This window comes from Nocardia australiensis (genome assembly GCF_020733705.1).
Classification (GTDB): Bacteria; Actinomycetota; Actinomycetes; order Mycobacteriales; family Mycobacteriaceae; genus Nocardia; species Nocardia australiensis.
On the sequence record NZ_JAJFZM010000017.1, the window covers coordinates 239,609 to 255,936 of the forward strand.

General features: G+C 65.2%; 11 protein-coding genes and 1 riboswitch. Of the genes, 5 read left to right on the forward strand and 6 right to left on the reverse strand.

Annotation, left to right across the window (positions count from 1 at the left end; all coding sequences use genetic code 11):
- Positions 1 to 5 precede the first annotated feature (5 nt).
- Positions 6 to 246, forward strand: a riboswitch (cobalamin riboswitch).
- A gap of 150 nt (positions 247 to 396) precedes the next feature.
- The 3 genes from metE to LKE06_RS30385 all read left to right on the forward strand — a co-directional run bounded on the left by metE (position 397) and on the right by LKE06_RS30385 (position 4,460).
- The gene (gene metE, locus LKE06_RS30375) at positions 397 to 2,655 is read left to right on the forward strand and encodes a 5-methyltetrahydropteroyltriglutamate--homocysteine S-methyltransferase (protein WP_228002881.1); all 2,259 of its coding nucleotides are present in this window, start codon (positions 397 to 399) and stop codon (positions 2,653 to 2,655) included.
- 659 nt (positions 2,656 to 3,314) lie between these two features.
- A complete protein-coding gene (locus LKE06_RS30380) occupies positions 3,315 to 3,698 on the forward strand; it encodes a hypothetical protein (protein ID WP_228002882.1) in 384 nt (127 codons plus the stop codon).
- Between the two features lie 282 nt (positions 3,699 to 3,980).
- Positions 3,981 to 4,460 carry a hypothetical protein gene (locus LKE06_RS30385; RefSeq protein ID WP_228002883.1) on the forward strand — a complete coding sequence of 160 codons (480 nt, stop codon included), beginning with the start codon at positions 3,981 to 3,983 and terminating at the stop codon, positions 4,458 to 4,460.
- Here LKE06_RS30385 and LKE06_RS30390 read toward each other — a convergent pair.
- From LKE06_RS30390 to LKE06_RS30405, 4 genes are all read right to left on the reverse strand, one after another.
- Positions 4,439 to 7,015: an ATP-binding protein gene (locus LKE06_RS30390; protein ID WP_228002884.1), complete on the reverse strand. Its 2,577-nt coding sequence runs from the start codon at positions 7,013 to 7,015 to the stop codon at positions 4,439 to 4,441. The genes LKE06_RS30385 and LKE06_RS30390 overlap by 22 nt on opposite strands.
- A gap of 80 nt (positions 7,016 to 7,095) precedes the next feature.
- Positions 7,096 to 8,715, reverse strand: a complete 1,620-nt coding sequence (locus LKE06_RS30395) for a helix-turn-helix transcriptional regulator (protein ID WP_228002885.1) — start codon at positions 8,713 to 8,715, stop codon at positions 7,096 to 7,098.
- Between the two features lie 59 nt (positions 8,716 to 8,774).
- Complete coding sequence (locus LKE06_RS30400; protein WP_228002886.1) at positions 8,775 to 9,356, reverse strand: dihydrofolate reductase family protein; 582 nt, start codon at positions 9,354 to 9,356, stop codon at positions 8,775 to 8,777.
- Positions 9,357 to 9,568: 212 nt separating this feature from the next.
- Positions 9,569 to 10,315, reverse strand: coding sequence for a MerR family transcriptional regulator (locus tag LKE06_RS30405; protein WP_228002887.1), 747 nt, complete (start codon positions 10,313 to 10,315; stop codon positions 9,569 to 9,571).
- Positions 10,316 to 10,506: 191 nt separating this feature from the next.
- Here LKE06_RS30405 and LKE06_RS30410 point away from each other — a divergent pair, with 191 nt between their 5' ends.
- On the forward strand, positions 10,507 to 10,917 hold the full coding sequence (locus LKE06_RS30410; RefSeq protein WP_228002888.1) for a DUF1707 SHOCT-like domain-containing protein: 411 nt from the start codon (positions 10,507 to 10,509) through the stop codon (positions 10,915 to 10,917).
- Here LKE06_RS30410 and LKE06_RS30415 read toward each other — a convergent pair.
- Positions 10,914 to 13,307 carry a serine/threonine-protein kinase gene (locus tag LKE06_RS30415; RefSeq protein WP_228002889.1) on the reverse strand — a complete coding sequence of 798 codons (2,394 nt, stop codon included), beginning with the start codon at positions 13,305 to 13,307 and terminating at the stop codon, positions 10,914 to 10,916. The two genes, LKE06_RS30410 and LKE06_RS30415, sit on opposite strands and share 4 nt — an antisense overlap.
- A 190-nt stretch (positions 13,308 to 13,497) precedes the next feature.
- Positions 13,498 to 15,030, reverse strand: coding sequence for an amino acid permease (locus LKE06_RS30420; protein WP_228002890.1), 1,533 nt, complete (start codon positions 15,028 to 15,030; stop codon positions 13,498 to 13,500).
- Positions 15,031 to 15,238: 208 nt separating this feature from the next.
- Here LKE06_RS30420 and LKE06_RS30425 point away from each other — a divergent pair, with 208 nt between their 5' ends.
- Entirely contained in the window at positions 15,239 to 16,309 is a 1,071-nt protein-coding gene (locus tag LKE06_RS30425; RefSeq protein WP_228002891.1) for an SPFH domain-containing protein, read from the forward strand.
- Positions 16,310 to 16,328: the final 19 nt, after the last annotated feature.

Here is a 16,328-nt window from a genome sequence, read left to right on the forward strand (position 1 = left end):
CGCGTATCGGAGTCGAACTCGCCGGTCGTAGTATTCGCCGGTCGAGTGAGAGGGAACCCGGTGAGATGCCGGGACTGTCCCGCAGCGGTATGCAGGAACGACCGCCGTCATAGGCACTGGGATACCGGGCAGTCTTGCCCGTGACCTGGGAAGCGACGGCCAGTAGGTGAGCCCCGGCACCGACCGGGGTCGGCCAGAAGGCCCGTGCCCGCAAGTCCGAAGACCTGCCAGCCGTGCCGGATACGCCGTATCCGGCGGCCACCGCCTCGTGGATTGGGCGTGCGGATCACCGGTGTAGACGTGTCGGGCTCTTGTTGTCGGATTTTCCGGCATGTCATACGGTTCCGTGCTGCTCGTAGGGGCGAGGGCTTTCGACCTCAGCACTGGAGAAACATCGTGACTGTTTCACTTCGGACGCCATTCACCGCAACGGTCCTCGGTCTGCCACGGGTAGGGCCGAACCGCGAGCTCAAGCGCGCCACCGAATCCTACTGGGCCGGACGCGTCGACGCCGCCGCGCTGCACGCCGTCGCGCGTGACCTGCGCGCGGCCCAGTTCGCCGAACTACAGGCCGCCGGGCTCGATTCGATTCCGGTCGGCACCTTCTCCTATTACGACCAGGTACTCGACACTGCCGTCATGCTCGGCGCGCTGCCACCTCGGGTGGCGGATATCGCCGATCCGCTGGATCGCTATTTCGCGGCGGCACGCGGCACCGACACCGTCGAACCGCTGGAGATGACCAAATGGTTCGATACGAACTATCACTATCTGGTCCCGGAAATCGGCCCGGACACCGTGTTCTCGCTGCATCCGGACAAGCTGCTCGACGAATTGGGCGAGGCGCTCACACTCGGTGTGCCCGCCCGGCCGGTGGTGCTCGGCCCGGTCACGTTCCTGAAGTTGGCGAAGGCGACCGGCGCGGCCGCGCTGGATCGGCTCGGCGAACTCGTCGCGCTGTATCGAGAGCTGCTGCGGCTACTCGCTACGGCGGGCGCCGAGTGGGTGCAGTTCGACGAGCCCATTGTCGTCACCGATCTGTCCGATGACGAGATAGCACTACTGCGACGCGCGTACGCCGAATTATCCGCGACACCGGATCGTCCCGCGATCCTCGTGGCAACCTACTTCGGTACCGCGGGGGCCGCGCTTCCCGCATTGGCCGACACCGATATCGACGGCATCGCACTCGATTTCACCGCCTCGACCGAGATCGCCGCGATCCCCGCGCTCGCGGGCAAACTGCTGGTCGCCGGAGTCGTCGACGGCCGAAATGTGTGGCGCGCCAACCTGGATCGCGCCCTGGCGACACTCACCACCCTACGGGGCGACGCGGAGTCCATCGCCGTGTCGAGTTCCTGCTCGTTGCTGCATGTGCCCTACACCCTGGCCGTCGAGACGGACCTAGACGAGCAATTGCGCTCGTGGCTGGCGTTCGGCGCGGAGAAGGCCGCCGAAGTGCGCCTGCTTGCGACCGGGTTACGCGACGGCCAGGCGGCGATAGCCGACGAAATGGCCACTGCCCGTGCGGCTTCGGTGTCGAGGCATACCGATCCGCGACTGGACGATCCGCAGGTGCGAGCGCGACTGGCGCGGCTCGGCCGCGACGCCACGCGGCGGGCACCCGCCGAGCAACGACGGACCATACAGGCAGAACGTCTGCACTTGCCCGCGCTGCCGACGACCACAATCGGGTCCTATCCGCAGACCTCGTCGATCCGGCTCGCCCGTGCCGCACTGCGCAAGGGTGAGATCGACCGGTCGGAGTATGTCCGCAGGATGCGCGCGGAGATCACGGATGTTGTCGCGCTACAGGAGAAGCTGGGCCTGGACGTGCTGGTGCACGGTGAGCCGGAGCGCAACGACATGGTGCAGTATTTTGCCGAACAGCTCGATGGCTTCGCCGCCACGGAGGCGGGCTGGGTGCAGTCCTACGGCACCCGTTGCGTGCGGCCACCGATCCTGTACGGCGATGTGGCACGGCCCGCCGCGATGACCGTCGACTGGATCGCCTTCGCCCAATCGCTCACCGACAAGCCGGTCAAGGGCATGCTCACCGGCCCGGTGACGATCCTGGCCTGGTCGTTCGTCCGCGACGATCAGCCGCTCGCCGAATCGGCGCGGCAGGTGGCGCTGGCGATCCGTGACGAGACGGTCGATCTTCAGGCCGCGGGTATTCGCATCATCCAGGTCGACGAACCCGCATTGCGGGAACTGCTCCCACTGCGCGCCGCCGACCAGCCCGCCTACCTCGAGTGGTCGGTCCATGCCTTCCGGCTGGCAACTTCCGGCGTCTCCGATGCCACCCAAATCCATACCCATCTCTGCTATTCGGAGTTCGGTGAGGTGATCGACGCGATCGCGGGCTTGGACGCCGATGTCACGTCGATCGAAGCGGCTCGCTCGCATATGGAGGTTCTCGACGATCTCAATGCGGCCGGTTTCGACCTCGGTGTCGGCCCCGGTGTCTACGACATCCACTCCCCCAGGGTGCCCAGCGTCGACGAAATCATCAACGCGTTGCGTGCTGCTTTGAAAGCTATTCCAGCACACCGGCTTTGGGTAAACCCCGACTGCGGCCTAAAGACTCGCGGCCCCGACGAGGTAGAAGCGTCGCTGCAAAACCTGGTGGCCGCGGCCCGCGCCGTGCGCTGACCTCGAGTAATCACGCGTGAATCGTCCGCGCCGGGTCACAGTGGCCCGGCGCGGACGATTCAGCATCACGAAACCAATTCTCTATCAGTCGTTTTCGACCTCAGGTAGCGGCTCAGGCCGCGGCCTCGGTGTAAATCGCTCGCACACGTCGCCGGTGCGTGTCACCGGCCGAATCCGCGCCCTCGCACTTACACCACGCCGCCAAGCGGTATGGCACCCCGGACAACGCTCCATGCGAACCCCTCCTCACACCACCGAAACAACGAATCCCCATTTGTTTGTCTTCGACGCACTGAGAGCTGAGCCGGTTCCCCTTTTTCACGGGCAATTCCACTGACACCGCCGGGCGCGATCGAGTGCCGGCACACGTGAAGTCGCACCCCGCCACGTCACAGTGCCGCCAATGGCGCGACGACGACGCCCCACGGATGCCTTTCGCACCCGGCCACGTCGGCGTCCCGCCACGCATGCCAACAAAACTCTAGACACCAATCGAACCATCGATTAATGTGACGTTATATAGCGGCACGATAGACAGTGACTCGCTAGCCGAGTTATCCCGGGCGATCCGCCGATCTCGACAGAAACGGACTTCTTCCTCCATATCGGCGCCTTCGCCGGCAACCAACCACATTTCGACACCGAAACGGAGAAATTCGATGATCACCAATAGCCACCAACTGGCCGCCCGTCGCCTGCTCACCTGTGCCGCCATCGTCGGCGCGATCACCACCGCATCGGCGGGAATGGCGTTCGCGGAGTCGCACAACGACCATTCCTCCGGTCGTGGTGGCTCCTACAGTGACGGCGATACGACCGGCGCACACCACATCGATCCACGTGGCTACATGCACACCGATTCCGATCCGCTCGAGCAGAGCCAGCACGACGACGCACTGCGCGCGTACCACGAGCGCCAGAACCAGGTCGAGGCAGCTCAGAACACCTCGAGCAGCAACTCCCGCAACTCGACCTGGAATCAGGTCCAGAACTCCGAGGGCGGCTGGAAGGTATGCAAGGCCCAGGCGACCTGGTGCAAATAGACCGGGAATTCCGGCGTAAACAGCTCCAGCAACTCGGGCCCGAATAACCGGCTGCGCAGATCGCGGCACTGAGTCGAGCCAGATCCATCCCCCCTATGCGCCGCTACTCAATGGCGCATTACATGACGTGTGAAGTATTCCGGAATGGCCCGATCGCTATCGGCTGATAGGGCACAAAATGAAAGAGAGACGCCGATGACCATACTAAGCAGGCGCAAATCGGCAGTGCCCACATCTACTGACGCAGGTCGTTCGAACGTAGGTAGGTCGAAAGCCGGCACGTTGGCCGTCCTCGCCGCCACCGCGTTCGCTGCGGGTTGTATCGGAACCGGCGCGGGAATCGCCGAGGCCGATACCGGCGTCGCCTGTCTGTGGGCGGGCGATGGCTACCGGCAAGGGCTGACGATCAGCGCGGGCGGCTGGAATTTCACCTGCCGTACCGATTCCGGCGGTGGCCCTTACTGGGCCGTCGACCATGCGGTGAACGGGCACAGCACCGTCCACAACCCCGGCGCAAACTCCAACCCCGCGGGTCTGTTCAGTCCGGGCGCACGCCAGCCGGGTACCTCCTACAACGACTTTTGCGTCGGTAGCCAGCTGATCGAGGGCGCCGAGGACATCTACCAGGCCGTCGCGGACCGAAACGGCGCCATGTACTGGAAGGCAGCGGGGTCGATCGACCTGTGGACCTTCGACGGCGGCACCGGCCCGCAGCGGTCGTGGCGGTCCTCGAGTCTCTGCTATGACGGCGTGCTGAGCTGATCATGCGACGGCAACTGGCGTGCCGCCGCACGCGCGGGCCGCTGCGCGGATTCGCGCCGGACGCGCTCGTCGAGCTCGGCAGGCACGTACCGCACGATGTCCGTTCGCGAGGCCGCCATCAACTTGCGGCGGACGGACGCGACCTGGGCGTCGACCGTACGGATCGAACTGCCGCGCCGCGTGGCGATGGCGCTGTTGGCCCACCCCGCGGCAGCGAGCACGGCGACATCCCGTTCCGCGGGCGAGAGTTCCCGCCAGCGTGAGTCGGCGCCGCAGTCGGTGCGATCGCCGTTCGGCAGGTCGGTGACATCGAGCCTGCCCAGGATGAACCGTTGCAGCTCATCGAGTTCCGGACGCAGCCGACCACCACGCCGCGCGGCCGTCGCGTACGCCTGCTCACCGAGGACCGACGTCGCCACCTCGATGGCGTAATCGGTACCGCGAGCCACCACCGGCACCCGATCGGCGGCGATGCCGATCCATCGATGCAGGGTGGCGATACCCCCTTGGATATAAGCGATTTCGGTGGCCACGGCCCTCAGTGCCGCCGGACCATCCTGCCCTGAAGCCATCCGGTCGGACAAGATGTGGGTTCGCGCCTGCATGGCGCAGTGGATGATCCAGCTCGCCGTCCAGGTATCGCCCGTGGCCAGATGTCGTGCCACCGCGACCTGCTCGATCTCGAGTGCCCGGTACGGGTCGCCATGCTGGGATATCGCGATCAGCCACGCCACCTCCGCCCACGAGATCGCCCACCAGGAGTCGGCGGCAACGGCCCGGTCCAGATGCCGACGCGAGACCCGTAGCGCTTGTTCGGCGTCGGCAAGATACGCACAGGCCAGCGCCTCGAACAGCTCGCTGCGTTGCGCACCTCCGCCGTCCCCGGCTTCGGCGAATTTCCTTTGCGCCCTCGCGAATACGATGGCAGCCCGCGGATCCAACTCGATGAGCAGCAGCTCCAGCCCTCGGGTGAACTCGACCGGGGCGGGCAGACCGATATCCTCGCTGGCGCTCTCGCGCCAGTTCGCACGCACCGCCGGATCGGACAGGCATCGGTCGGCGCACTCGTCGAGCAGTCGCGCGGTGAAGTCACGGCGGCCCTGCCACAGCGCGACCCATCCGACCAAGGCGGTCGCCGTGATCCGCAGTTGAGTCGGTGGCGGGTCGACGTATCTGGTAGCTGTCAGCGCCTGTTCGGTGAGCCCGCCCACCGCACGGTTGGCGCCGGTGATGAACGGAATCCGCAGCGCCATCAGGGTTACCGCAGTCTCCAGTCCTATGACAGCCTCGGTCGGCTCGGCAAGACTGGTCTCGATGGCGGTCAGGATATTGCACCAGGCCGATCGCGCCCAGTTGAGCCAAGCCTGTTCGTGCGGGCCGTACCATGCCTGCTCCCCCTCCACGACGCGGTCCCGGTAATAGCGCCGATGCCGAGCCAGCAGCGACTCCGCACGCATGCCGTCATCGCGCTCGGCAAGCCGGTCCCGCGCGAATACCCGGACGGTCTCGAGCAGGTAGTACGACACCGTGCTCGCCCCGACCCGCACGGACACCAACGACCGTGCCGCCAATCGCTCCAGCAGCGACTCGATCATCGGCGCGGGCAGCGCGACGTCGGTACAGACGGCCACGATAGCGTCGGAATCCGCCCCGCCGCTGCGCGTTTCGTCGCCCTCGGCGTCGCCGCAGGCGGCGAACACCGACATCCGGTCCAGCAGTAGCTGTTCGCTCTGGGTACACAGCCCATACGACCAGGCGATGACATCGCGAACGCTGCGGTGGCGTTCCTCAGCGCCCACCCGGACCCCGCGCGACCATTGCATGCGCCGGTCATCGGTGTCGCCGGTGAGTTCGCGTAGCACGATGACCGGTGGCCGGTGCAACAACCGCGCCGCCGCGAGTCGAATGAACAGCGGATTGTTGTCGACGTGTCCACAGATCCGTTCGGCGACGGCGAGTTGCTCGGGATCTTCGGGTATCGGGCGTCCGGTGAGCTCGGCTCGCCGCCGGAACAGTTCGACGGCGTGTCCGGCTTGCAGTGGCGGCACGCCCACGATGTGCTCGTCGATCCAGCCCACCGGTTCCCGGCTGGTCACGATGACGGTCAGCAGCGGCGCGGCACTCAAGATGTCGACGATCAGCGGACCGACGGCCTCGAGCACGTGCTCGCAATTGTCGAGCACCAGGATCGTCCGGTGGCTTCCGGTATTATCGCCGCCGGTGAACGCCTCCACCAGACCGTCGCGGGCGGATCGAATGGCGATATCGGACGACACCACCGACTGCACGAGTTCCTCGGCCACGATCGTGGTGTCGACGCCCGGCGTCAATCGGGCCAGCCTCGTCCAGAAGACCTTGTCGCGCGGTGTCTTCCGATACCTCCGAAGCGCTTCGCCCGCGAGCGTCGTCTTGCCGATGCCGCCCGGGCCGACCAGAGTGATCAGTCGAGCATTGGGCGAGGAAAGCAGCGTTTCGATCCGCTGCAACTCGCAATGTCTGCCGACGAACTCACGCACTGTGTCCGGAACATCACCGCCGGGTTTCACTGCAGACATGCTCGCCAATCTATCGATTCCGAAGCGACCGGTTCCCACAGCGTAGTAGGCGGGCGGGCGCCTATCGATGCCGTCAGTCCTTATCGATGCCGCATGTCCTTGCGGGCGCGGCGCGGCTGACGTTGGGATTCGTCCCGGACGCGCTCGGCGAGTTCCTCGGGAATGTAGCGAACGATGTCATTGCGCGAGGAGATCATCAATTTCTGGCGAATCGTCGCGACCTGCGCGTCCACAGTCCGGATGGAACTGCGCCGGCGAATCGCGATCGCGCTGTTGGGCCAGCCGGCCGCGGCGAACACAGCGACATCGCGCTCGGCTCGGGACAGCTCGTTCCATGGCGACAACGAACGCGCCGACCGGGTCACGGTGGCGGGCGAAGCCGACCACGGGCGTGAGCGCGGTTCACGGCGGGCTGCCTCGACCGCGAGCCGAATCTCCCTTGCCACCAGGTTTCCGACCGGTAAGCCGCGATCGGCGCCCTCGATGCCGAACACGATGTCGTGCCAGGCGACCCGTGCCTCATCGAGCCATGCCCTGTTCTGTGGGCCATACCACTTGACGTGCCCCGCAACGGCTCTGCTCCGGAAATACCGACGGTGCGTTGTGGCCAGACGAGCCGCCGCACCGGCGTCCCGGTGCTGCAACCGATCACGAGCGAAGACCTGCACACTTTCGGTCAGGTACCAGTTGAAGCTGGTCAGGGTGAAGTGCACCGAGAGCAACGACCGATCCGCGAGCCGCTCCAGCAGGTGCTCGATGTCTTCCGACGGCAGCGCGTCATCGGCGCACACCGCGATCACGGCGTCGAGTGCTATTCCCGGACGGGGTGATTCGTTGTCGGTCTCATACCCCGCCGCGAAGACGGACAACCGCTCGAGCAGCAACTGTTCGCGCTCACTACACAAATCGAAGGACCAGGCCACCACGTCGCGCACACCGCGATGGCGCACATCGATGCCGGCCTGGGCGCCATGCGCCCACCGCAAACGCTTATCGTCGACGCCGCCGGTGAGTTCGCGCAAAACCATCGCGGGCGGTTGATACCGCAGCCGCGCCGCGGCCAACCGGATGAACAGCGGGTTGTGGTCGACACGGCGGCAGATCCCGGCTGCGAGAGTGGTCTGGCGCGGATCGTCCGGAATGCTCCGGCCGACGAGTTCGGCACGCTGCTGGAACAATTCGAGTGACTGGCGAGGCGAGAGTGGCGGCACCGCCACGATGTACTCGTCAACCCACCCGATCGGTTCCCTGCTGGTGGCAACGATCGTCAGATCCGGCGCGGCCTCGAGTAGATCCACGATCAGCGAACCCGCGGCCTCGAGCACGTGCTCGCAGTTGTCCAGCACCAACACTGCTCGATTGTCGCAGCGGCCACCGCCACCACCGGCCGCATCACGCTCGGGTCGCTGCGCGACCGCGTCACCTACCGCCGAGCGCAACATATCCCGCTCGGTGGCCGCGCGGTCCGGGTCCCATTCGGTCAGGCAGGTCCAATAGACGCGACGCTGCCGGGCGCGATGCACCCGACCGGTCGCCTCCGCGGCCAGTCGTGTCTTACCGATTCCGCCGGGACCGACCAGGGTGATCAGCCTGGCACCCCCGGCCAGCATGGCCACGAGCCGGTCCAATTCCTTTTCGCGGCCAACGAATTCGCTGGTGGATGCCGCCAGCACGTCGCCGCGAGTGTGTACCAGGGACATACGAACGAAAGTTAGCCGACGCAGCGCCGACGCGTTGGAAATTTTCGGTTACGGGTGCGCTACGCCGATATTCGCGACGTTGTGTGGGTCGCCTGCTGGTAGTGCATCTGCACGACCGCGCTGTCGAAGGTCATCACGTCGACCAGCTGCAGATCCGCCATCACCGCTGGTGTCGGAAACAGCGGAACGCCACTGCCCAGGACCAGCGGATGAACGAACAGCCGGTATTCGTCGATCAGATCGTGTCTTATGAAGGCCGAAGCCGTTTCGGCGCCACCGAACAGCACCATATTGCAGTCGGGCTGCTGTCGTAGTCTTGATATCTCCTCGACCATGCCCTCATGCACAACTCTGGAGTTCCAGTTCGCGCGGCGCATGCTGCGCGAGAAGACGAGCTTCGGCGTCTGCTTCCAGCAGCGCGCGAACTCGACATAGAACTCCGAGATGGCCGGATCCCCATCCGCCGTCGGCCAGAACGATGCCATCATCTCGAACGTCTTGCGCCCGTACAGGAATAGGTCGGCCGCGCGGAGTTCATCGAGGAATGACTCGCACAGCTCCTCGTCCACCATCGGCCAGTGGATTTCCTGATCCGGCCCCTCCGCAAAGCCGTCAAGCGACATCTGCATCCACAGTGTCACGCTTCCCATTACACAACCCATCTGCTGCCCTCATGCCAGAGTCAAGATTGTCGAGGTAGGAGCGGGGATCGCGCATCGGTAGATCCGCGCACAACATACCTAGGTATAGAGTGCGCCGCTGCGCGTCCACCTAACCTACCGCTGTTTAACGGCACGTTGCGTGCCCAGTACCTTCAGCTGTGGGAATAGCGACAGCACGCCCACAGTGGCGGTCAATCCTCGGTGAGCGCCTCGGCCAGTTCGGTGTCTTGATCGAGGTACCGTGCGACAAACAGATTTACGAGCTCCGCAGTTGTCTCACCGGGCAGACTTCGGGCTGTTCGCAGGCGGTCACCGAGTTCCACCTGTTCCGCCGAACCTCGTTCGGACTGTTGGAAACTCGCGAAGGCCGTCCGGCGGAACAGGTCGACGAAACGACGCGCGATGCGGTCGGCGTCGCCGCGGAGCCTTTCGAGTTCGTCGAGAATCTCGGGAATTGGTACGCCCGCGCCGGCCAGCTTTTCGATGACGCGAATCAGGCGGCGGTCGGAGATACGGTAGGTTGCCGCGTCGACGGGCTCGTACAGACCGGCCGCCACCACCCGGGCCAGGCCATTGGGAACGTCACGGTAGCGCTCGACAAGTTCTGTCGCGGCAATCGTTTCGCCCGGCTCCGCACTCGGCACGGCAACTGACGATTCCGCCTCCCCAGCATCGGCCACGCCGAGGATATCGCCCAGATCGTCACCGCGACCCCAGGCGTTGAGGAGTTCCTTGATGCCGTTGAGTTTGATCCCGCGGTCCAACAATCGGCTGATGGTCCGCACCCGATTGAGATGCTCCGGCCCATAGAACCCGGTCCGCCCCTTGACCTGCGGTGGGGGCAGCACGCCGCGCTCGTGATAGACCCGCAGACTCCGCACGGTCGTGCCAGCCTGACGTGCCAGCTCGTCGATCGTGTATTCCACACCGGCAGCCATTCTTCAAGGATGGCACATCGGGCCCATTTCGACCGCTAGCGCAGCTGCGCTGTGTTCACCGCCATAGACCATCAGCGACATTCCAGCAAACGCTGCGGCAGCGTATTTCGACGGCGACCGGGGCCGCGCGGCCTTCCCCATGGTGGAAACAGCCCGGGCGCGCCCCCGGCACCCACGCATATTCTTCCGATATGAGCGAGCACGGTGAGCCGATCACGAGCGATCCGGCGGCCATCGGCGATCCGGCGGGCGCCCGGGTCGGTGCCGCGGAGCGGGAGCGCGCGCTGGCCGAACTGTCACAACACCTGGGCTCGGGCAGGCTGGACCTATCCGAATTCGAACATCGCAGCGCGGTGGTGTCGGCGGCGACCACCAAAAGTCAGCTGGCCGCGCTGTTCGCCGACCTGCCCGGCAGCACACCACCGGCCCCACGGCTGCCGGTATCGAACCCGCTGCCACGACTGGCCACTGCGGCCGGTGTAATCGTCGTGCTCGCCGTCGTCGTTGCGATCGCCACCGGAAACTGGCTGTGGCTGCTTATGATCGGCTGCGCCCCGGTAGTTTTCGTTCGCCTCGCCGTCACGAGTAGGCAGCGCACCTAGAACCGGGTGTGCGGCCGGACGTAGTTGGCGAGATCGACGAGCCGATATCGGTGTAGGCGGTGCGGTGAGATGCGCGCCAGACCGCGCAGGCTGGTTTCCAATCCGAGTTGCAGTCCCAATTCCGTGACAGGAAAGCCGAGGATCGTCGTATCCGGCCCGGTCGATTGTCCGCCCGCGCGAAGCCATTCCAGCGCCGCTCCCACGACGATAACCTGCAGTTGCAGGGCCCGTGGTTCATCCGGCGCCGCGTCCAGCCGGGTCGCGGCCTCGGTGAGATCCACCTCGGTGATGTCGGCGACGGGCCGCGATACCAGCAGCAGGCAGCCGGTCATCCGCGCCACACTGTGGTAGCGCGACGCCTCGGGCACCTGGTCCAGGATCGCGACGGCCTCGAGCAGTTGACCATCGGCGGCCAAACGCCGCGCCAGCCCGAACGCCGCACTCACCGCTCCATGGTTGGTTCGCCACACGGTCCGGTAATACTCGGTGGCGAGTCGATGCCACCGTTGCGCGTCGGCGGCCGTATCCAGGTGCTGCAGTGCGAGTTCCGCGGTAGCCGCGAGCGCCTGCGCGGGTGCCAGCTCACCGGGCAGCATGCTGTGCACGAGGTCGAAGTATTCGTAGGCGCGCTGGTACTGGCCGTCGAGCAGCGCGGCGATGGCGGTGTACCACTCGAGACGCCAGTCGGCGTTGTAGCGCGGTCGCAGATCCGCGAGCCGATCACATCCCAGCACCACATCACCGAGGTCGAGATGCGCGCGCACCGCGATCAGCGTGCCCTCCAGTTCGAAGGTCTCCGGTTCCGGAATCGTTCCGGAGACAATCCGATCGGCGGCGCGGCGCAACGAGTCGAGCGCCTTCCTGGGATCGCCGTGCAACAGCGTGGACAACAGGTCCGCACTCGGGTCGTCACCGTCCATCAGCGGAACCGACAGTGCCGCAACCACACTCGGCGCATCGAGGGCGGGTAGCCGGTGCCTGCCGTCGGTCATGCCATCGGTTTGCCCGATGAGGGTCTCGATTCCGAAATCGCCACGCATTGAACCGAATTCGATTGACGCCTGCGGATGTTCGAGCCCCGTATCGGCCGCGAGCACCATGCGCAGTACGCCGGCGAGCTGACAGTAGAACGAATAGGCGGAAGGAAAACGGCGTTTGGGATCCGGATCGGTCGCCCGGCGCAGCAGGCGATACAAGGCGGGATTGCGGCGGAACAACGGCTGCTGCTCGGGTGTCGGCAGACCGGGCAGATAATGGCCTTCGCCATCCTTGGGCAACTCGAGAATCAGCGCGGCCAGCGTCCGGCCGACGGTATAGACATCGGATGCCACGGTAGGGCCGGTGTCGGTGATCTCCGGCGCCTGGTAGCCGGGAGTGCCGTAGATACTGCCGTAGGACTCCATCGCCGCGACCGCGCCGAGGTCGATAAGTTTGACCTCGTCCTCGCTGACCATGATGTTGTCGGGTTTGAGATCGTTGTAGGCCAGCCCGAACGAGTGCAGATAGTCGAGCGCGGGCAGGATCTCCATCATGTAGGCGATCGCGTCCGACACCGAAAGACGTTCCGGGGCACACAGATCGAGCATCTTCTTCAGCGATCGGCCACCGACGTACTCCATGACGATATAGCCGTCGGCGACATCGCGGGTCGACCGATGTTTGACGAAGTTGTAGATCTTGACGATGCCGGGATAGGCCACCTCGGAAAGGAATTGACGTTCGGCGAGGGCGACCACGTGCGCCTCGAAGTCGAGCGGATTCTGCAGCCCCTTGAGCACAACCCAGCGGTCGCTCACATTGCGGTCGATGGCGAGGTATATCCAGCCGAGCCCACCGTGGGCGAGACTGCCCTGCACCTCGTACTGGCCGGACACCATTTCACCCGCTTGCAGGGCGGGCCGGAAATTGAACGGCGATCGGCAGCGGTCGCATTCACCGACCACCGCACCGGGCTCGTCCTCGATGGTGCGCCCCACCGGCTGCTGACACTTCCAACAGAATCGTTTGTGCTCCGGCACTTCCGGACGTTCCAGCATCGACGTGCGCGGATCGAGCGGGCTCACCTGGGGCATCGCGACCAAACCGTCGCCGAGGCGTCGAACGCTGGGACGCGATCTGGCGCTGCGACCTGAACCGGGATCGGATTCGAGTTCGGCCAGCAGCGCGGCCTCGTGGTCGATAGTGCGCTCGGACGCGGCGCTCGCCGAAAGGGCCCGGCGCGCAGAGTCGCCCGAAATCGGCTCGGAGAGGGTGCGCCGTCGGGGCTGCTTCGCCTCGCTGATCCGAGGTTTCGACCATGGATGTGAAACCCGTGACGGCACATCGGCATTCGGAGATCGCCTGGTCGTCCAGGGATTCGGCATCCGTCGCGGCACGTCTGTACCCCGCACGCGCCTATTCGACCACGGGTGCGGTAACGGACGGTCGGATGCGCTGGGGTGCTCCGGCATGCGAACCTCTCAGACCCACCGTTCAAACGGGGTTCCATTCTGGTCCGCCACCTATCATTGCGCGCAAGCATTTGTTCCCACCATTGGGAATAGATCCGCCCCGGGCGTGTCGCCCGGGGCGGATACTGAGTCACTCTTCGTCGGGCTTATCGAGAACCACGACGGCCTCACCCGCGCGGCTCGCCGGCCGCTCGGCCACCACCGGGAACTGACCGGTGATGCCCTGCCGGATTTCCGCGATGCGCAGCACCCGTTTGCGCGCCAGGAACCAGCCGCCGAACATCGCCGGGACCACCACCGCGAACATGGCGATCACCGCGCCGCGCTGTAGTTCGTCATCGCTGAATGCCATGAGTCCGACCACCACGACCAAGAAGATCAGCGTCGCGATGCTTGTGTACGGCGCACCCATCAGCCGGAAGGACGGTCGCTGCACCTTCCCCGCCTTCGACCAACGCCACAGCTGGAGTTGGCAGACCAGGATCGCCGCCCAGGCGATGATGGTGCCCAACGCCGACATGTTCAGTACGATCTCGAACGCCTTGCCCGGCACCACCGCGTTGAGCCCGACGCCGAACAGCGCGATCGCGCCGGTTGCGAGGATGCCGACATAGGGCACACCGCCGCTGGACATGCGCGAGGCGATCGTCGGCGCGCTGCCGTTCATCGACATCGACCGCAGGATTCGACCGGTCGAGTACAGGCCGGCATTCAGGCTGGAGAAGGCCGCGGTCAACACCACCATGTTCATGATCGATCCGGCACCGTTGACGCCGATGCTCGAGAAGAAGGTGACAAACGGGCTCTCGCCGGACTTGAACGCGGTGTAAGGCAGCAGCAACCCGAGCAACACCAGCGATCCGACGTAGAACAGCGCGATCCGAGCGATAACAGAGTTGATCGCGCGGGGCATGATCTTTTCCGGATTCTCCGCCTCACCCGCCGCGGTGCCAACCAGTTCGACTGCCGCGTAGGCGAAAACGACACCGGTGGTGACGAGCACCAGCGGCAGGACGCCGCTCGGGAACAACCCGCCGTTTTCACTGATCACACTGAACCCGGTGGGCTGATCCTTGATGCGGAACCGGCCGCCGAGGAAGACCACGCCAACGATCAGGAAGGTAACCAGAGCGACGACCTTGATCATCGCGGCCCAGAACTCCAGCTCGCCGAACCAGCGCACCGACACCATATTGATGCTGACTACCAGCGCCAGCGCGACCAGCGCGATGACCCACTGCGGAATCGCCTCGAAGGCTCCCCAAAAGTGGACATACGTGGCGATCGCGGTGATGTCTACGATGCCGGTCATACACCAGTGGAAGAAGTACATCCAGCCGACGGCGAAAGCCAGCTTCTCACCGAAGAATTCACGGGCGTAGGAGACGAAGGAGCCCGAGGACGGACGATGCAGCACCAACTCGCCGAGCGCGCGCAAGATAAAGAATACGAACACACCGCAGACGGCATACACCAGGAACAGCCCGGGGCCCGCGCTGGCCAGCCGGCCGCCGGCGCCGAGGAACAGCCCGGTGCCGATAGCGCCGCCGATAGCGATCATCTGCAACTGACGGGGGCGCAGCGCCTTGTGATACCCCTCGTCCTCGTTGTGCAACGAAGCCGCCGGCGCGGGCGCCTCCGTAGGAGGTCGAACTGTGGTCATGGTGACGGCCTTTCAGTGACGGCGATCATATCTGCGATCAATGTACCGTTAAGTAGCGGCACGTTCAATAGCGAACCTCCAACTTATTTTGATGGCGATCGATATTTTGGCGAAAACCCCGCATATGCAGCGGAAATAGACTCAAGATCGTTGAGCGTGCCGCTGTATATCGGTACGCTCAACATGAGAAACGGCTGATGGAGCGGATATGGCGTGGTTCGAACGGGAGTTCATCGCGGTCCCCGACGACCGCAAGAACCAATTGGTCTACAAGTGGCCGGATGTCAGCATCCGGCGCTACAGCCGCGCGATCGTCAATACCGACGAGATCGCCCTGTTCGTCAAGTCGGGGCGGGTGGTAGCCGCGCTCGGGCCGGGACGCCACCGCATCGACGCGGATGAACTGCCGGTGCTCGGCGCCCTGGTCGATACGGTCACCGGCGGGAACTTCTATCGCGCCGAGCTGTATTTCATCTCGTCGCGGGAGTTTCCCGGCATCAGGTTCGGCGGGCGGCTGGCCGATATCGTCGACCCGGTCAGCGAGCAGGTGGTGACCCTGCGCGCCTTCGGCGAGTTCGCGCTCTCGGTACGCGATCCCGCCGAGTTGCTCACCGCCCTGACCGGCACCGCGGACCTCGCGGACCCGGCGCGGGTTCAGAGCTGGAGCGGCGATCTGCTGCTCAAATCCATGAAAGTCGCTGTCACCCAGGGTATTTCACAGGGCGACTGGCAGGTACTCGGCTTGTCGGCGCAGTTGGAGCCCATCGAGGCCGCCGTGCTGCGGCAGACCAATATCGCGCTGTATGAGTACGGGCTGCGCATACCGCGCATGGGCAACTTCGATATCACCCTGGCGCCCGAGGATGCCGAGCGGCTCAAACGACTCGCCAAGGACGTCAAATATATTCGGCTGGCCGGCGACTTTCAGCGTTACGCCGCAGGTGAACTCGCGCTCGGCGCGAGCCAGGGCTTCGCCACCGGCGCCACCGGGCACGGCTCAGAGGGTGGCTTCCTCGGCGCCGCACTGGGTTTGAACGCCATCCAGCAACAGGCCACCAAGCCGGCCGGTCCACCGCAGCTACCCGCCGCCGACACCACCGCGAGTCAGCCGGTATGCGCGGACTGTCATACCGCTAATCCGGCGGGGGCGCGATTCTGCACGAACTGCGGCACCCGGCTCGCACCACCGGCGGCGAGGCACTGCCCCGGATGCGGTACGCAAACACCTGCCGCGGCGAAGTTCTGCGGCAGCTGCGGCACACCGGTGCCCGGAGGCTGACCACGTCGGCCTCCGGGCC